Annotated in this window: 12 protein-coding genes; 6 read left to right on the forward strand and 6 right to left on the reverse strand. The window is 47.7% G+C overall.

What is annotated here, in order from left to right; translation table 11 throughout:
- The first annotated feature begins 13 nt into the window (after nucleotides 1-13).
- Nucleotides 14-1,684, forward strand: coding sequence for a GspE/PulE family protein (locus K300_RS0106020; RefSeq protein WP_022850768.1), 1,671 nt, complete (start codon nucleotides 14-16; stop codon nucleotides 1,682-1,684).
- Nucleotides 1,685-1,688: 4 nt separating this feature from the next.
- Nucleotides 1,689-2,894 carry a type II secretion system F family protein gene (locus K300_RS0106025; protein WP_022850769.1) on the forward strand — a complete coding sequence of 402 codons (1,206 nt, stop codon included), beginning with the start codon at nucleotides 1,689-1,691 and terminating at the stop codon, nucleotides 2,892-2,894.
- 612 nt (nucleotides 2,895-3,506) lie between these two features.
- On the opposite strand, the gene K300_RS0106030 is transcribed toward K300_RS0106025, so the two are convergent.
- From K300_RS0106030 to K300_RS0106045, 4 genes are all read right to left on the reverse strand, one after another.
- Nucleotides 3,507-5,114 carry a methyl-accepting chemotaxis protein gene (locus tag K300_RS0106030; protein ID WP_022850770.1) on the reverse strand — a complete coding sequence of 536 codons (1,608 nt, stop codon included), beginning with the start codon at nucleotides 5,112-5,114 and terminating at the stop codon, nucleotides 3,507-3,509.
- Nucleotides 5,115-5,459: 345 nt separating this feature from the next.
- Nucleotides 5,460-6,056, reverse strand: a complete 597-nt coding sequence (locus K300_RS0106035) for a peroxiredoxin (protein WP_022850771.1) — start codon at nucleotides 6,054-6,056, stop codon at nucleotides 5,460-5,462.
- A gap of 98 nt (nucleotides 6,057-6,154) precedes the next feature.
- Nucleotides 6,155-6,706 carry a DUF3833 family protein gene (locus K300_RS0106040; protein ID WP_022850772.1) on the reverse strand — a complete coding sequence of 184 codons (552 nt, stop codon included), beginning with the start codon at nucleotides 6,704-6,706 and terminating at the stop codon, nucleotides 6,155-6,157.
- 84 nt (nucleotides 6,707-6,790) lie between these two features.
- Entirely contained in the window at nucleotides 6,791-7,228 is a 438-nt protein-coding gene (locus K300_RS0106045) for a PilZ domain-containing protein (RefSeq protein ID WP_022850773.1), read from the reverse strand.
- 265 nt (nucleotides 7,229-7,493) lie between these two features.
- Here K300_RS0106045 and K300_RS0106050 point away from each other — a divergent pair, with 265 nt between their 5' ends.
- The 4 genes from K300_RS0106050 (at nucleotide 7,494) to upp (ending at nucleotide 13,307) form a co-directional block, all read left to right on the forward strand.
- Nucleotides 7,494-8,924: a nitronate monooxygenase gene (locus K300_RS0106050; RefSeq protein ID WP_022850774.1), complete on the forward strand. Its 1,431-nt coding sequence runs from the start codon at nucleotides 7,494-7,496 to the stop codon at nucleotides 8,922-8,924.
- 273 nt (nucleotides 8,925-9,197) lie between these two features.
- The gene (locus K300_RS0106055) at nucleotides 9,198-11,147 is read left to right on the forward strand and encodes a methyl-accepting chemotaxis protein (RefSeq protein ID WP_022850775.1); all 1,950 of its coding nucleotides are present in this window, start codon (nucleotides 9,198-9,200) and stop codon (nucleotides 11,145-11,147) included.
- A 288-nt stretch (nucleotides 11,148-11,435) separates the two neighbouring features.
- On the forward strand, nucleotides 11,436-12,668 hold the full coding sequence (locus tag K300_RS0106060) for a uracil-xanthine permease family protein (protein ID WP_022850776.1): 1,233 nt from the start codon (nucleotides 11,436-11,438) through the stop codon (nucleotides 12,666-12,668).
- A complete protein-coding gene (gene upp, locus K300_RS0106065; RefSeq protein ID WP_022850777.1) occupies nucleotides 12,669-13,307 on the forward strand; it encodes a uracil phosphoribosyltransferase in 639 nt (212 codons plus the stop codon).
- A 317-nt stretch (nucleotides 13,308-13,624) separates the two neighbouring features.
- Here upp and K300_RS0106070 read toward each other — a convergent pair whose 3' ends face one another.
- Entirely contained in the window at nucleotides 13,625-14,584 is a 960-nt protein-coding gene (locus K300_RS0106070) for a two-component system sensor histidine kinase NtrB (RefSeq protein ID WP_022850778.1), read from the reverse strand.
- On the reverse strand, nucleotides 14,581-16,842 hold the full coding sequence (locus K300_RS0106075; protein ID WP_022850779.1) for a penicillin-binding protein 1A: 2,262 nt from the start codon (nucleotides 16,840-16,842) through the stop codon (nucleotides 14,581-14,583). The genes K300_RS0106070 and K300_RS0106075 overlap by 4 nt, the downstream gene beginning before the upstream one ends.
- Nucleotide 16,843 lies beyond the last annotated feature (1 nt).

Genomic DNA, 16,843 nt, shown 5'->3' on the forward strand with positions numbered 1-16,843 from the left:
ATGAGGTAATGATATGAGCAAGAAACCTGTCGGCCAGCTGCTGAAGGAGCTGGGATACGTCACCGAGGAGCAGATACAGGTCGCCCTTGAGGTAAAAAAGATCCGCCAGAAACTCCTCGGCGAGATACTTATCGAACTATCCTTTGTTTCTCCCAGGGAGATCTCCTACGCCATTTCACAGCAGAGCGGCAAGGAGTTCATGGATGTTAACGAGGTCCCCCCTTCCAAGGAGGCACTGAAGCTATTCGACAGGAATACAGCGAAGCAGCTGGACATGCTCCCTATCAATGTCAGCGGCGATAAGTTTACCGTCGCCATGAGCGACCCTTTTAACATCAACACAATAGATATCATCAAACGACGCACAGGGCTGAACCCCGAGGTCTACATCTCCGACAGGGAAAGCATACAAAAGAATATTGAGATTAACTACTATCTACTCGAAAGCCCCATTGACAAAGAGATACAGAAGATACTCGACAGAGGGGGCTCTGGAAACGTTGGGCAGGATCTCCCCAAACTCATAGAGCTTATATTCAACAACGCCATAATCGACCGTGCTACGGATGTGCATATCTCCCCGGAAGAATACGCCTCCCACGTTTTCTTCCGCATCGACGGTATAATGCGGCACTATTTCGCCATACCTAAACCGCTCCACTCTGCCCTGATATCAAGGATTAAGATCCTGAGCCAGTTGGATATTGCCGAACAGAGGCTTCCGCAGGACGGCTCGCTTGTTCACACATTCTTCGACGAGGACTTCGATGTGAGGGTCTCCACCATCCCCACCCCCCATGGCGAGAATGCGGTTATGAGGATCCTTTCCAAGAACCTTTCTCTGTTTAACCTCGAAAGCCTCGGCTTCGAAAAGGATGTTCAAGACGGACTAAAGGAGCAATTCAACAGACCCCACGGTATCTTCCTTGTGACCGGACCCACCGGCTCGGGTAAAACAACTACACTCTACGCCGCACTGAGAAAGCTTAATTCACTCCAAAGGCGTGTTTTGACCGCTGAGGATCCCATAGAATACCGCTTCCCGTTCATCAAGCAGACTCAGGTTAACGATAAAGCGGGGTACCATTTCGCCACGGCGATGCGTGCATTCCTGCGTCAGGACCCCGATGTTATCCTTCTCGGTGAAATGCGGGATGAAAAGACGGCGGAGATGGCCATGAGGGCGGCTATCACAGGCCACCTAGTCCTCTCCACCCTGCACACCAACGACGCCGTAACAGCAATACCCAGACTTATGGACATGGAGGTTAAGGACTATCTCATATCCTCCGGTGTTGCGGGAATACTCGCACAGAGACTCGTGCGTAAGGTCTGCCCCTTCTGCAAAGAAGAAAGGAGTATGAAGGGTGCTGAACTGCTTAATTACGGTGTAACAACAGAAATGCTCACCAGACAGGGGATAGAGCACGATTCAGATGTTACGTACATGGCTGGCAACGGCTGTGAACAGTGCAGGGAATCGGGTTATTCAGGACGTTCCGTTATATCCGAACTCCTTATTATCGATGATGAAATCGGCGATATGATCGTTACAGGCGCCACACCCCTCGCTATCAATAATATGGCCATAACAAAGGGGATGAAGACAATACGTGAAGATGGGCTTATAAAGGTTCTGAAAGGTGTTACAACACCTGAAGAAATTAAGCGGGTGGCGATGTAAATATATGGGAACATTTGAGATAAAAGCCGTTGACAAGGGCGGTAAGAAGATAACGAAAACCATTGAGGTGGAGAACGAAGAGGAGCTTGTTCCGTATCTTGAACATGCGGGCCTTAACGTAATCTCCATCCACCGGGCACCCTTCTATGCAAAATACACTAGAAGCAGGGGGAGGATAAAAACCCAGGAGGTTATTGAGGTTCTAGAGAACCTGCACCTCGTTATCCGCTCCGGACTCCCCACCGTAACCGGGTTGCAAGACCTTGCAAAGGATGCAGAAAACCCGGCGATGAAGGAGATATTGACCGATCTAAGCTTCCGTGTGCAGATGGGGATGAACTTCTCCAAAGCGATGGAGAAATATAAAAAGACCTTCGGTGAAGTGGTTATAAACCTTATAAAGATCGGCGAAGAAACCGGCAAGCTTGATGAAACACTCCACGACGCTGTCGAGCATTTGAAAAAACTTGAAGACCTTAAGGCAAAGGCCAAACAGGCTCTAATCTATCCCAGCTTCGCCTTTGTGGCATTATCCGGTGCGCTTATATTCTGGCTCGTTTTCGTTATGCCCAAGATGATGGATGCGTTCAGCGCATTCGATATAGAGCTCCCCTTTATCACAAGGGCAATCATGGCACTCTCCGTCTTCACTCAAAAATACATCGTCCTCATCACCGTGCTGCTTATAGGGGCAGTCATACTGATCAATGTGCTCCGTAAAACATCCAAGGACTTCAAACTAATCACAGACCAGATAACGCTTCGTCTTCCGGTCTTCGGTGTTATCATCACAAACTTCAACTTCGCCTTCTTCGCAGAGTATGTAAGGCTGATGATCGCCGCCGGACTCCCACTCTATCAGGCACTTTCACTCATGGAGGGGAGCCAGAAGAACCTGGTATATAAGTCGGCCAGCGAAAGGATCCGTGAGGATATGTCCATAGGCTCCAGCTTCTCAGATGCCCTGTCAAAGCAGGATCTCTACCCATCCCTGATTATCAGGATGGTAAATATTGGTGAGCAGACCGGACACCTCGAAGAGCAGCTGGATAACGTCGCAAAATACTACTATCAGAAGGTAGACCACATCGCCGCTAATATATCAAAGCTTATAGAGCCGCTTATAATAGGCTTCGTGGGCGGGTTTATGCTTATCATTTTCATCGGCCTTCTCGGCCCGATATTCAACCTGATAACGGGCTTAAGCTGATGAGGGGTGCGGGGAACTTTGTTCCCTAAAAAGTTCCCTGCGATCTTTTACTTTCATACTTTTATTCGAAATAAGTCACTAATTTATGTGTTTCGTGCTAATGCACGCCATACTTTTGGCGCAAAAGTATGCAAAACTATTCCCTCAGGGTTTTACATCCGCCATTGTTACTCATTTATATACATAAATTCGTAAGAGATGGCGGTTCCCTCATTTCGCTCTTTTTCCACCTGAAGTTTTGCTGATGCTGAGGAGTGTAACCGCATATCATACGTGAAAGTATTCGACATTTAGGATTACCTCATCTGTCATGTGCGGCCAAAACTTCCGGGCGGTTCCAATTTAATTTATGGAATTTCCCGTCCATGGAAATTCCATTGTTGTTCGAGCGGGTGAGCCCCGCTCTCTCGTACTTCCGGCTACATAAATTGAATACAATTCAGTTTAGTTTCGCCTTCAGGGCTTCCATCCTTGGAAGCCTTTTACGTATCAACCTCAAATGTGTGATTAGCATAAGCTTTCATGGACGAAAGCTCGCTTGCGTAAGTGAGAAGGAAAGTTACTATATTAATATCTGGGAAATTCATCATCCTGAGAATTTCCCAAATATAATCAGAGCTTATACTGCTTAAAAACCTTCCGCAGTTCTTCTGCCATCTCATTGAGCTGACGATAAGTCTCCTTAAGGTGCATAGCCGAATCGATACTTGATTTGGACAGGCTATCCACCTCTGTAATATCCTGCGCAATCTGATTAGATACCGCAGACTGCTGCTCAGCGGCGGAGGCGATACTATTCACCTGCTCCTTTGTTTCCTCAGATGCGTTGAAAATATCTGAGAGCTTTATGTTCACGTCCCCCATGAAGTCGACTGTTTCGTTTATAGTCTCCAGTGCCTGATTCATGGTCGCCTCCGTACGGTTGGAGTCCTGCTGGATTACGTTGATCTTATTCGTAACCTCTTTGGTTGCATCGGCGGTCTTTTCGGCCAGTTTGCGAACCTCATCGGCAACAACGGCGAAACCTCTACCGTGCTCACCAGCCCTTGCCGCTTCGATGGCAGCATTCAGTGCCAGCAGATTTGTATTATCAGCAATGTCATTAATAACATGGACGATATTTTCGATGCTTTCGACCTCAGAATTCAACTTATATACAAGATCAGCAAGCTCTTTGGCTGAGGTTCCGGTGAGCTTGATCTTATCCACAGCAGTGTTCACAAGTGAGTCACCCTCCTGCGAAAGGCTTGATGTTCGGCTGCTTTTATCAGCGGCAACGCTCACATTATTTGCTATCTCGCCTGAAGTCTGCGCCATCTCATTGGCGCCAGCGGCGACCTCGTTTGAGCGGTCGGACTGTTTATGCGCCATGTCTATGGACTCATCAAGTGATGTACCGAGTTTAGCGGATTCGCCAAGGATACTGTCGGCAACATTCTCCATTTGCTTGAAAGAGCCTGAAAGTTCTTCCAGGAGCGAATTGAGGGAGCATATGAGGCTACCTATCTCGTCATCGCACCTTGAGTCGATATTCACACGGAAATCTTTCTGGGCAACCTGATTAAATGCGCTTCTTATCTTATTGAAAGGTTTATAGAAAATGAAATTGAACATCGCCATAATTAGGGCTGTGATTATAGCAACGCCTAATATGGCAATGAATACTGCACGTTTGTTGGATGCAGCGATAACATCTTCGGTTTCCGCTGTGCTGAGCCTCAGCTTAACGGCTCCAAGCACGTCCCCCTCTTCGACACCTGTGTAATGGCAGTCGAAACAGTTGACGCCCATATAGTCCTTAAGTGCCAGATAGGGGAAAAGGCCGGTCATGTATTTCTGGCCGTTGATATCTTCTATCTTATACTGGGGCTTGCCAGTTTCAAAAACAGAACGCTCGAACTCATCCTGTGGATACTCCTCTGGCGCACCCGGTTCATAATCTCCGTCCATTTTTTTGCCCCTGATCATGCGGATATCCATCATCTGGTTCATATGCTCAAGGAGAGGCTCAGTTCCCTCCATATTTCCGGTTATCATGAAGTTGGTTACAGTTCCGAAAATAGTTTCGGAGATATGAACCATTTCGTTTTTCATGTTTGTTCTGGAGACCTCGGTCATAGAGCTGTTGAAGAAAAGCGTATTAACTGTACTATAGATGATAATGAGCAGTAGAACAGGGACAATAAGCTTCCACTTGATGGAGATTCTGCTTAAGGACATCGTCTCACCTCTGAGGGACAAAGATTTAAATAAATATTAACCAAAGCATAAATGCGATTATGCATAAACATAATATAATGTCCAGAGTTAAGGTAATGTAAAGTATTGCAGTAGCATAATATTAGAAAATTAATATATTTACAGTCCTCTTTTGTGACAATGATATATACAGTTGCGCGTATTAATGGACAACATTAAAGAATCTATCTGATAGAAAACAGAAAATAGTTATACGAACAATGTTTTGTAAAAATTAAAAACACAGTCATAAAAGTTGTAAAAATAAAAAAAGGCGCAACACTCTTTTGTGAAGCGCCCTTAAAGCTTATTGGCAGTTAATTGTTGTTATTTTTGATGTCCGTCAGGATTCTTTTTGAAGAACTCTTTCATCTTGTCGGGATCGGGGGTCATGGTGTCCTTTCCGGGAGTCCATCCGGCGGGGCAAACCTCTCCGTTTTCCTTAACAAACTGGAGTGCATCAAGGTTTCTGATGATTTCGTTCACGTTACGGCCTATGCCGAGGTCGTGGACAAGTTCAAACTGTACAACCCCGTCGGGGTCGATGATGTATGTGGCACGAAGGGCCATTCCACCCTCAAGGAGCACACCGTAGTCTGTAGAGATCTTCTTGGTGAAGTCCGCTACGAGGGGGTAAGCAAGCTCGCCGATACCGCCTTCGGTTCTGGGTGTATTGATCCATGCAAGGTGGGAGAATTTGCTGTCTGTGGAGACGCCGATAACCTGGCAGTTTCTCTTCTCAAACTCGGGCATAGCATCGGACATTGCCGTGATCTCTGTGGGGCAAACAAAGGTAAAATCAAGGGGGTAGAAGAAAAGAACAACCCACTTGCCTCTGTAGGATTCAAGATCCACATTTTTGAAATCCTTTCCGACTACAGCAATCTCGTTGAAAATGGGTGCTGATTTTGTTACTAAGCTCATTGAATACCCTCCAAATGATAAATTTTATCTTTTATATACCACTCCTGTGCTTTTGTCAACATAAAAAGACTAATAAAGTCCTAATTGTTTGAGGTGTGCTATATTCCTTTCCAGCGGCTGAAGACTGCGGTAATTTCACCGCTCTTGAACCCCAGCGGCCTTATCTCGCCATCTAGCAGGACAGAGCCATCCGGCTGGAGGTAGTACCATTCATGCACCTTAGTTCTAATATCTGTCTGGACCCCGGAGAGGGTGGAGGAGCCGTTGTAAATGTGGGTGAAAAGAAATGTTCTTCCGCGGAATTCAAGCTTACCTCTGTCCCCGTTGTGCTCGGGAATGGCTGTATAGGATGCGTCGGGGTTTTGCTCGAGAACCCATCTGAGAACACGCTCTTTGCCGCCTGTGTATTCGTAGATGTGTTCGAGATAGCCCGTACCATCCTGCCAGGCTCCTGTTATCGTGAGCTTGAAGCGTTCCTCAACGGTTCCGGTATCGTCTTTGATAATTCCATAACCTGTGCGGGTTCCGCTGAAGAACTCTTTAATTGATGTATCGGGTGTTCCCGCTGCGTTCTGCTGAATAGTGGGGGATGTACATGAAACTGCTATAAATGCTGATAGTATAAGTATTAAGGAGCGGACAGGATTCAAGGGAGCCTCCAGACATATAGTATTGCAACGCCTGAAATTATACCCTTAAACAAGGGGGGTAGTCAAAAGAATGTGGGGAGTCTGCTATTCTTCCCGGAACTTTTTTATCTCCTTGAGGTGTTTCTGCCATACGTATTTGGATATGGTATTCTGGTCCGCTTTTGTTATGTCATCGAAACGAAGCCCGCATCTATCCTCCTTTGCCCACATAACCGTGGCAGTGAGGGGGGCTATCTCCATGGTATTCTTCATCTTATACAGCTTGTCGCAGTCAAGGCAACGCTTCAGTGTCAGGGCATGCTTAACACGCAATTCGACTACATCACCCTCTTTGAGATGCCCCTTCTGGAGGATTTGAGCACCTGTTTCGCTCATATCCACAGTTCTGCTCATGAAGCATTTGCTGTAGGCTCTTCCTTTTTCGGTGTCCTCAAAATGAAAGATACAGATTTTCATTGCCAGAGAAGAACGCACAGCGTTCCTTCTGTTTGCAACTGCAACGCTATTATCAGAGTAAGTCATTGGTTAATAAATGCCCCGCTTCTTGTTGTTCATTCGATCTGTTTTTGTATCGACTGAACTGTTTGGATTATAGCTATTAATATGTAGTATGGAACGTTCTGTCAAGTTTTTATGTAAATAGAAATTATTACAATAAATGTTAAAACGGCTAATTTTTCTCTTGAATATATACTTGTCAAATTCGACGGGATATTCTATTTTGACACGAGCGGTCAAGTTGCGCTTATTAATAATATATTCAAATAAAACTACGGAGTATGAACTTATGGAAAACCCCGTTATTATACAGGGTGGCATGGGTGCCGCAGTCTCGAACTGGCGGCTGGCGAAAGAGGTGTCTCTGAATGGTCAGCTCGGTGTTATCTCCGGCACTGCTATGGACATAATCCTCGTAAGAAGGCTTCAGGAAGGTGACGAAGGCGGTCATATGAGAAGAGCCCTCGCCGCTTTCCCATTTCAGGAATGTGCTGAAAAGATTATTGAAAAGTTTTATGTAGAAGGCGGTATCGAAAGCGGCAAAGAGTACGCCAGGATACCTATGTTCAGTATGGAACCCCCTGTGGAGCTTCTGGAATTGACTGTTGCGGCCAACTTTGTAGAGGTATTCCTTGCAAAGGAGGGGCATGAGGGCGTTGTTGGGATAAACCTTCTTGAGAAGATACAGCTTCCTAACCTTGCTTCCCTTTACGGAGCGATGCTGGGTGGTGTGGACTATGTTATTATGGGTGCTGGAATCCCCAGGGAGATTCCCGGTATACTCGACAAATTCAGCAGGGGCGAGGATGCCTCCATGAAGATAAATGTGGAAGGGGCAAAGGTTGATGACAGCTTCGTTATGAATTTCAGTCCCTCAGCACTTTTCGGCAGCGACCTCCCCATGCTTTCAAGGCCCAAGTTTCTCGCCATAATATCCTCAAACGTTCTTGCCACTACGATGGTTAAGAAGGCGACAGGAAAGGTGGATGGGCTTGTTATAGAATACCCCAGTGCAGGCGGACACAACGCACCCCCAAGGGGCGGAATGAAGCTCGATGAATCTGGTGAGCCTATCTACGGCGATAAGGACAGGATAGACCTAGAGAAGATAAAGGGGCTCTCCGTACCCTTCTGGCTGGCTGGTGGCTATGAGAAGTACGAAAAACTTAAAGAGGCTTTCAGCATGGGCGCCGTTGGCGTTCAGGTGGGAACTGCCTTTGCATTCTGCCGTGAGTCCGGTCTTGATGAAAAGCTCAGAAACGCTATCCTCAGATTCGGAAAGTTCGAGGTAAAGACAGACCCCCTCGCATCGCCCACAGGGTTCCCCTTTAAGGTGCTTCGGGTTCTTGATACCTTGTCCGAGCTATCCGAATACCTCGCAAGACCAAGAATCTGCAACCTCGGCTATCTGCGCACACTCTTCCGTAAGGAGGATGGAACAGTGGGATACCGCTGCCCCGCAGAGCCTGTTAAGGCTTATATCGCCAAGGGAGGACCCGTTGAGGAGACCGAAGGGCGCAAGTGCCTCTGCAACGGTCTCCTTGCGAATATCGGGCATGCGAGTGAGTATATGAACGGATACATTGAGAAGCCCCTTGTAACAGCAGGCTCATACTTCGAGCTCATTAAGGAATACATAAGCCGGGGGGAGTATAACTTCGGTGCGTCGGATGTCATCGAAACAATCCTTGGTGAGCGAGAGCCGGGTACAGTCGGCTGATAAAATACTGATAAAATAATGATTATCAATAGCGGGCTCTGTGCCCGCTTTTTTTATGAGCATGTGCTGGGTAAAGACGTGCTAAACATGAGTATTTATGTCCTTTTGACAATGATATTATATTTCAACCGTCTGCTTATACCGTAAGAACCTAACAGCTATAGAATTATCAATACACTTTATTTTTACAAAATTAAAACAATATGTTGAAAACGAACTGCTTTGGGTTTATTTTAAATGTGTGAGTCAAAATATACAAATGAGGTAATTCTGATGAAATGCCTATCTATCAAGAAGAAGTTGATTGTTTTCGTTGCTGTTTCGGCTTTTGTGGTTCTGGGGCTTCTGTATTTCTATCTTGGCACAATTACATCAAAGATTGAGCAGAATGTTTTTGCGGACACTGCAGATGATGTTACCTATCTGTTCAGGCAAAAGGTCAATACCAAAAAGGAGATAGGTCTTACTAATGCAATCAGTATCGGAAGTGATCGTGGTGTAACAACGGCGATGGTTATTCAGGACAGAAACCTTGCCTATGACAGCCTTGCAACGGTAACCGAGCTTTTCAAACAGTATACTGATTATAACAACGTAAAGATTCATCTTCATACGGAAGATGTTAAATCTTTCCTGAGAAGCTGGCGTCCGGACAAGAATGGAGATGATCTCAGCGGATTTAGACAGACTATACTAAAGGTTAAGGAGACTGAAAAGCCTTTTGCCGCCTTCGAAATAGGCAGGGCTGGTCTAACCCTCCGGGCTTTGGCGCCGATTAAGTCAAACGGCCGATACATAGGCTCCCTTGAGTTTATTCAGGGTCTTAATTCGGTGGTTAAGGAGCTTGCGGATCGGGATGTTTCGGTTCTTGTGCTTATGGATGATAAGTTTCTGGATATCGCCGATGAATCAAGGGACAATCCGAGACTCAAAAACTATGTCGTATCCCAAAAGGTTATGGATGAAGGGCTCATTAAGGCACTTTCAGGTTCAGATTTAGACTCTGTTTTCTCAAAGGATTACACGTTGGTTAAGGATTACTTCGTTGTCACAGAACCGCTTAATGATCTCAACGATGAGAAGATCGGTTACTTTGTTATAGCTAAGCCGAAGAAGGCTGTGCTTAAAGAGGTGGACGAGGCGAACAATATCATAACCGTTTTCCTGATAGCGGCAGTGGTTCTTGTGGCGATCATTCTGGCTATCATTATAGTTGCTCTCAATAAACTTGTCTTTAAAAGGGTTAGCGAACTCTCCGGAATATTCAAGGATATTTCCGAAGGTGAAGGGGATCTCACAAGGCGCATCGGCTCGGATAAATGCGATGAGCTGGGCGAGCTTTCCATGTATTTCGATAAATTTATTGAGGCTATCAATCAGATTGTAGGCGAGGTTAAGGCAAACTCCGCCAGCGTTGCCTCCGGAAATACCCAACTCGCCTCCACCACCGAAGAGCTCAGCCGCACCTTCACAGACCAGGCTGCACAGGTTTCAAGCGTAGCCGCCGCCATGGAGGAGATGAGCACATCTGCAAACGAGATCAACGACAGCCTTTCATACTCCATTGAAAACGCCGAGACAGCCTCAACCAAGGTTCAGGATGGAAGAACACAACTGCGGGAGGCTGTGGGCAAGATTGAGGAGATCAAGCAGGAAACGTATCACCTTGCTGAATCTGTTAATAAACTCTCGGATTCCTCGGATCAGATCGGCGATATTATAAACGTAATCAACGATATTGCAGACCAGACGAACCTGCTTGCTCTTAATGCCGCCATCGAAGCAGCAAGGGCTGGCGAAGCGGGTAGAGGCTTTGCCGTTGTCGCAGATGAGGTTCGCAAACTCGCAGAAAGAACCCAAGGGGCGACCAAGGAGGTCGGCGAAATTATCGGAGCCCTCCAGAGGGAGACAAAGTCCGCCTCCAAGAGCATGGAGAGTGCCGAAGAACGAGTGGATGAGGGCGTTAAAACGATCAACGAGGCGGATGGCTTCTTTAACGAGATTGTTACCGCCGTTGATGATATCAATAAGTCCACAGCTATCATACGCACCGCCATTGAGGAGCAGAGCAGAGCTGTGAACGATACCAACGACAACATCCAGGCTATCTCCTCCGGCGTTGAAGAAAGCTCATCGGCGATTAACGAGGTAAACCATACCGTTTCAGACCTCCAGCGTCTGGCCGAGGAACTTGACCTGCTGGTGGGTAAATTCAAAACCTAATTAAAAAAATAAACTCCTTGTTTTACGGGGGCTCAGAGGGCCCCCTTTATTTTTTTAAATTCCTTCTGTTGATCAATCCGCAATATTACCCTAAAATCACTCGTTCTGAGTGTACGCCGTATTCACCTGCCGATGAATACATATATCAGCAGGGGATATTCCTTATTCTTTAAGTAATTATACCAGTGTTTTCAGGAGAGCGAACCGGGTTCGGTGCGCCTGAAAGTGCGGCAAATGGTGGGTATCGGCTCCTTCGGAACAGCGAAAATCAACAGGAGGCGATATTCTATGCAGGAAGCTCAAGGTTTCAAAAAACTCATTCTTGGCGTGCAGATGCTCTTTGTGGCATTCGGCGCACTCGTTCTGGTTCCACTGCTCACAGGGCTGGATCCTTCCATTGCCCTTTTCACAGCAGGGATCGGTACACTTATATTCCAGGTTATAACAAAGAACACGGTTCCGGTGTTTCTTGCCAGTTCCTTCGCATTCATTGCTCCGATTCAGTACTCTATTAAAAATTTCGGCTACGGCGAAACCTTCGGTGCCCTTGCATTTGCGGGTCTTTCCTACATCCTTTTCAGTTTTCTTGCCAAGCAGGGTGGTGTTAAGGCCATTGAGAAGTACCTTCCTCCCATAGTTACCGGCCCCGTTATCATGGTAATCGGTCTGACCCTCGCTCCCGTTGCTGTTAATATGGCAAAGAGCTTCGACGGCAGCGGAAACCTCGACCAGAAAGCAGTTATCATCTCTGCGGTATCACTCATAACCGCTATCCTTGTAGTTACTTACGGCAAGAAACTTTTCAGCCTTATCCCCATACTCACAGGTATCGTTGCGGGCTATCTCCTTTCCCTTGTAATGGGTGTTGTGAGCTTTGACCCGATAGCGAATGCGAGCTGGTTTGCACTCCCCTGGGTTGAGGCTGCAAAGAGCGGAAGCTTTGAGTTCCCCATATTCGACCTTGCTGCGATACTCTATATCCTCCCCGTGGCTATTGCACCCGCCATTGAGCACGTAGGCGATGTTCTCGCCATCAGCTCCGCCACCGGAAAAGATTATCTCAAGCAGCCCGGTCTTCATAGAACGCTCCTCGGTGATGGTATTGCAACTTCTGCTGCAGGGCTCCTCGGCGGTCCCCCTAACACCACATATTCAGAGGTTACGGGAGCAGTTGCTCTCACAAAGGCCTTCAACCCCGTTTACATGCGCATTGCCGCTGTTACTGCTATTATCCTCGCATTTTTCGGTAAACTCGGCGCTGTGCTTAAGACGATACCCGTACCCGTTATGGGCGGAATTATGATCCTCCTTTTCGGAATGATCGCGGCTATTGGTGTCGGTTCGCTCGTTCGTGCAAAGGTGGACATGAGCCATCCCAGAAACCTCGTGATCGCCTCCGTGGTACTCGTTACTGGTATCGGAAACCTCACCCTTTCCGTAGGCGATTTCGCCCTAGGCGGCATCGGACTAGCTGGCGTTATTGGTGTTGTACTCAATCTAATTCTTCCCAAGGAGAAATAAATGTCTGAACATCCCAACCTGACGGTAATAAGCCACCCCCTTATTAAGCACAAGCTTCGCTACATAAGGGATAAGAAAACCCCTAAGAAGGAATTCAAGGAGCTTGTGGACGAGGTTGCCATGCTCATGGCGTATGAGATAACCTCGGACTTCCCCCTCAGGAAGGTAAAGATCAAGACCCCGATGTGTGATATGGACGCAGAGGAGGTCTCCGGTAAGAAGGTTGTTCTCGTGCCTATCCTCCGTGCGGGACTTGGTATGGTGGATGGTGTGATGAAGCTTATCCCTTCCGCCAGAATAGGGCACATCGGCCTGTATCGTGATCACGATACCCTCCAGCCTGTACAGTACTACTTCAAGATTCCAACCCACTGCGAAGACAGGGATTTCATCCTGATAGACCCTATGCTTGCTACGGGTGGATCTGCCGCTGCCGCAGCTCAGATGCTCAAGGAAGAGGGTGCAAAATCCATCAAATTCATGAGCCTTATCGCCGCACCCGAGGGTGTCCGTGCCTTCTATGAGGCGCACCCCGACATAAAGGTGTATACAGCGTCTCTGGACGAAAAGCTCAACGAGGTTGGCTATATCGTGCCCGGTCTTGGTGATGCGGGGGACAGGCTGTTCGGGACTAAATAAATGTTGTGGGATTTCCATGGTCTGATTTTATGTATGGAATTTCCCATCCATGGAAATTACATACATAAAATCAGACCAGGGATATTCTCAGGATGATAAATTTCCCAGATTATATGGATGAATTTTCCAGATTAAATTAAGGGAGAGGGGGAACTCCCGACTTACACGGGAAACCCCCCATCTCTTTGCAAGGGATTAGACAAAGATCTTACCCCCAATGTACAGATTATGCAAACATTTTATGTTTATGAACTAAACGTAATAACCGATGGGTCAGAACACAATGACCATACAACTGGCTTTAAGTAAAATTATACTTATATATCATCGGTATAGCATGGAATAAAAAGGGAGAAGGATGTGCCAGAACCCTTTCTGGAGCTTACCTCAATCCGGCCGTGATGCTTCTCCACAATCTCCTTGGCTATAACAAGCCCGAGACCGGTACCCTTGTTCTTAGTGGTGAAGAAAGGTGTGAAGAGCTTGTGATAGACCGTATCCTCAATGCCTGGTCCGGTATCGGTTATTACGATTCTCAGCATGGGGCTCACTTTGTCCGAGTCTTTATGGCGGTATTTTATGGTAGGGTCTATGGAGAGCTCTATGTGTATATCGCCCTCTTTCTGCGCTTCGGCGGCGTTTTTGAGGATGTTATAAACAGCCATAAAGAGCTTTTCCCTGTCCGCTGTTATCCTGTCCAGATTCCTTACAGCGTGGAGCTTTATATCCACATCGGGGAAGATTATCATCACAGAATCACGCAGATCTGCGGCAAAATCCTCCATGCTGAACGGTGATATCTCGATACTCATCTCGCTGAGCAAATGTATGTTGCTCAGCATAGATTTTATCCTGCCGCTCTCCTTGAGGATTATATCGGTGCACTTCTTCAGGTAATCATCGGATGATTTTGCGGCAATGAGTTGCGCAGTGCCGTCTATGACAGTGAGGGGATTCTTTATCTCGTGCTGGAGGGAGCTGATATCGACAATATCACCCAGGCTCTGCTTGAACTCGTCTATGACAATAACGACGATCTCCCAACTGACTTCATCGGATCGCAATGTTTTAAGTCCGTAGGTTCCACGAACGGTTTTGAAGACCAGCTCCTCATCCCTGAGCCTGTCCACAAGGAAACGCCCTACTCTGGATATGCCGGTAGAGGCAAGCTCATCCATAAGCATCTCGCCAAGGCGGTTCGCACCTGCTATACTCCCCTCCCCTCTAACATGGATATAGGGGAACGGGATCATCTCGGGATTATCAATGCCGCTCAATTCGCCTTACCCGTATCGAAGGGCTCAAAGTGGAAGTTGCGAGAGAAGCTGTCCGTGATCTTTCTGGTATCCGTATCTATCTTTTTGTAAACAACATCATCGGAAACGGGGAACAGGGCATATTCGAACATGTCCGTAACGTTCTTGGTGTATTCCACCCATGCGGGCAGAGCTGTGTTTGAGCCGGTTCGGACGTTTCCTATCTTGCGGAAGTCATCGAAGCCGACCCATACTCCGTTTACCAGGTTCGGCATGTAGCCGACAAACCATGTATCCTTAAAGTCGTTGGTTGTTCCGGTTTTACCGCCGATAGGGCGGGGGATGACCTTTGCACGCCTGCCTGTGCCGTGCTCAACAACGTTTCGCATCATATCTGTCATGATCTGGGCCGTGGCAGGGCGTATGGTTTCTATGGGCTCGGAAGGCTCGTTCTCTGCGATAACCTCACCGTTTATATCCTCAACCTTTGTTACGTACAGGGGCTCCACTCTATGCCCGAGATTCGGGAAAACACTGAATGCGAAAACCATCTCTATGAGCGGTGCCGTGCCTGAGCCGATGCTGGTGGAAAGGTCACGTTCCAGCTTCTCCGTAAGACCAAAACGCTGGGCATAGCGGAGGATGTTGCCGATACCTATATCCTCGGCAACCTTGATAGTTACGATATTTCTGGACTTCGTCAGCGCCTCTTTGAGGGTTGTGAGACCGAAGAACTTGCCCGAATAGTTCTCAGGCTTCCAGTACTCCCCCTCCTCTTCCATCGCCTTCACAACGGGAGCATCAAAGACCTCGGTGTTTATCTCATACTCCGTTTCAAGCGCAGTGGAGTACACTATGGGCTTGAACAGAGAGCCCACCTGTCTCTTCGCCTGAACGGAACGGTTGAACATCGATTTCCGGTAATCGAATCCTCCCACCATGGCGTATATCTCCCCCGTTGCGGGATCTGCAGAGATAAGACCGGTCTCAAGCTCCGGGATCTGCTCAAGGGAGTACCGCTCCTTCTCCTCGTCCAGCAAGGTAACGTAAACTACATCGCCGGTATCCAGAATCGTCCGTACGTCGGTCAACCTGCTGTAGCGGCCTTCTCTCGGCTTTGCCCAGCGGTTGTCTCTGGCTCTGATAGTTCCGGCCGTGCCGTCCGCAAGGAGTATGGATGCGCTGTTTTTCTCCGAATCGGTAACGACAGCACGCTGGTAACCGAGATCGATGATATACTGCTGGTCCTCCTCAAGGGCTTTCTGGACGGATTCCATATCCGCCGTGGGCTTGTCTGCGTCAACGCTTGTTACAGGACCGGTATAACCCAGCTCTTTAGTAATGCGTATCAGGTTATTCTTTGCCGCGGTCTCAGCTATAGCCTGCATCTCAAGATCGAGGGTTGTATAAACCTTCATCCCAGTATTCTCAGGGTCCTCAATATCGAGCTGATCCTTAAGGTACTTTATAACAAAGTCTGTGAAGTAACCCGCTGCGGCGTTCTTCGGTGGTATGCTCTCCACTATCTCTATGGGGGTGTCAGTCGCCTTGTTGTATTCTTCTTCGGTTATATATCCCGTCTCGAACATCCTGTACAGCACGTGGTCACGCCTCTGGAGCGCTCTTTCCGGATTGATATGCGGGGGATAGCGTCCGGGGGATTTTGGCAGACCTGCTATCATGGCCGCCTCGGGGAGCGTGAGGTTGTCTGCGGACTTGCCGAAATAGTTCACCGCCGCCGCTTCTACACCGTATGCGCCACGGCCGAAGTAGACATAGTTCAGGTAAAGCTCGAGGATCTTCTCCTTGGAGATATAGTTGTCCAGCTTATAGGCGAGGATCGCCTCCTTCACCTTACGGCGGAGCTTACGCTCCCTAGTTAGGTAGATCTCCTTCACAAGCTGCTGGGTGAGCGTACTCCCCCCTTCCACAACTCTTCCAGCCTTCATGTTCGTTATGAAGGCACGGAGGATACCCATAAGATCCACGCCGCCGTGTTCATAGAAGCGTGCATCCTCAACGGCAACGATGGCATTTATGATGTGTTCTGTCATGTTGTCCACAGGAACAGGATAGCGGCGTTCGCTCCCCAGTTCTGCGATAGTTTCACCGTTACGGTCGTATATTATTGTGGGCTGGGGGTATTCGAAGTTTTTGAGGTCCTCCACAGAGGGGAGCTCCTTGCTGAGCTTATATATATACCCGAGAACTCCGCCACCGGCGGCTATTATACCCAGCAGAAAAACCCCTGCCGTTATTAACGCTATCTTCTTTGCCATC

The organism is Limisalsivibrio acetivorans (assembly GCF_000421105.1).
Taxonomy (GTDB): domain Bacteria; phylum Chrysiogenota; class Deferribacteres; order Deferribacterales; family Geovibrionaceae; genus Limisalsivibrio; species Limisalsivibrio acetivorans.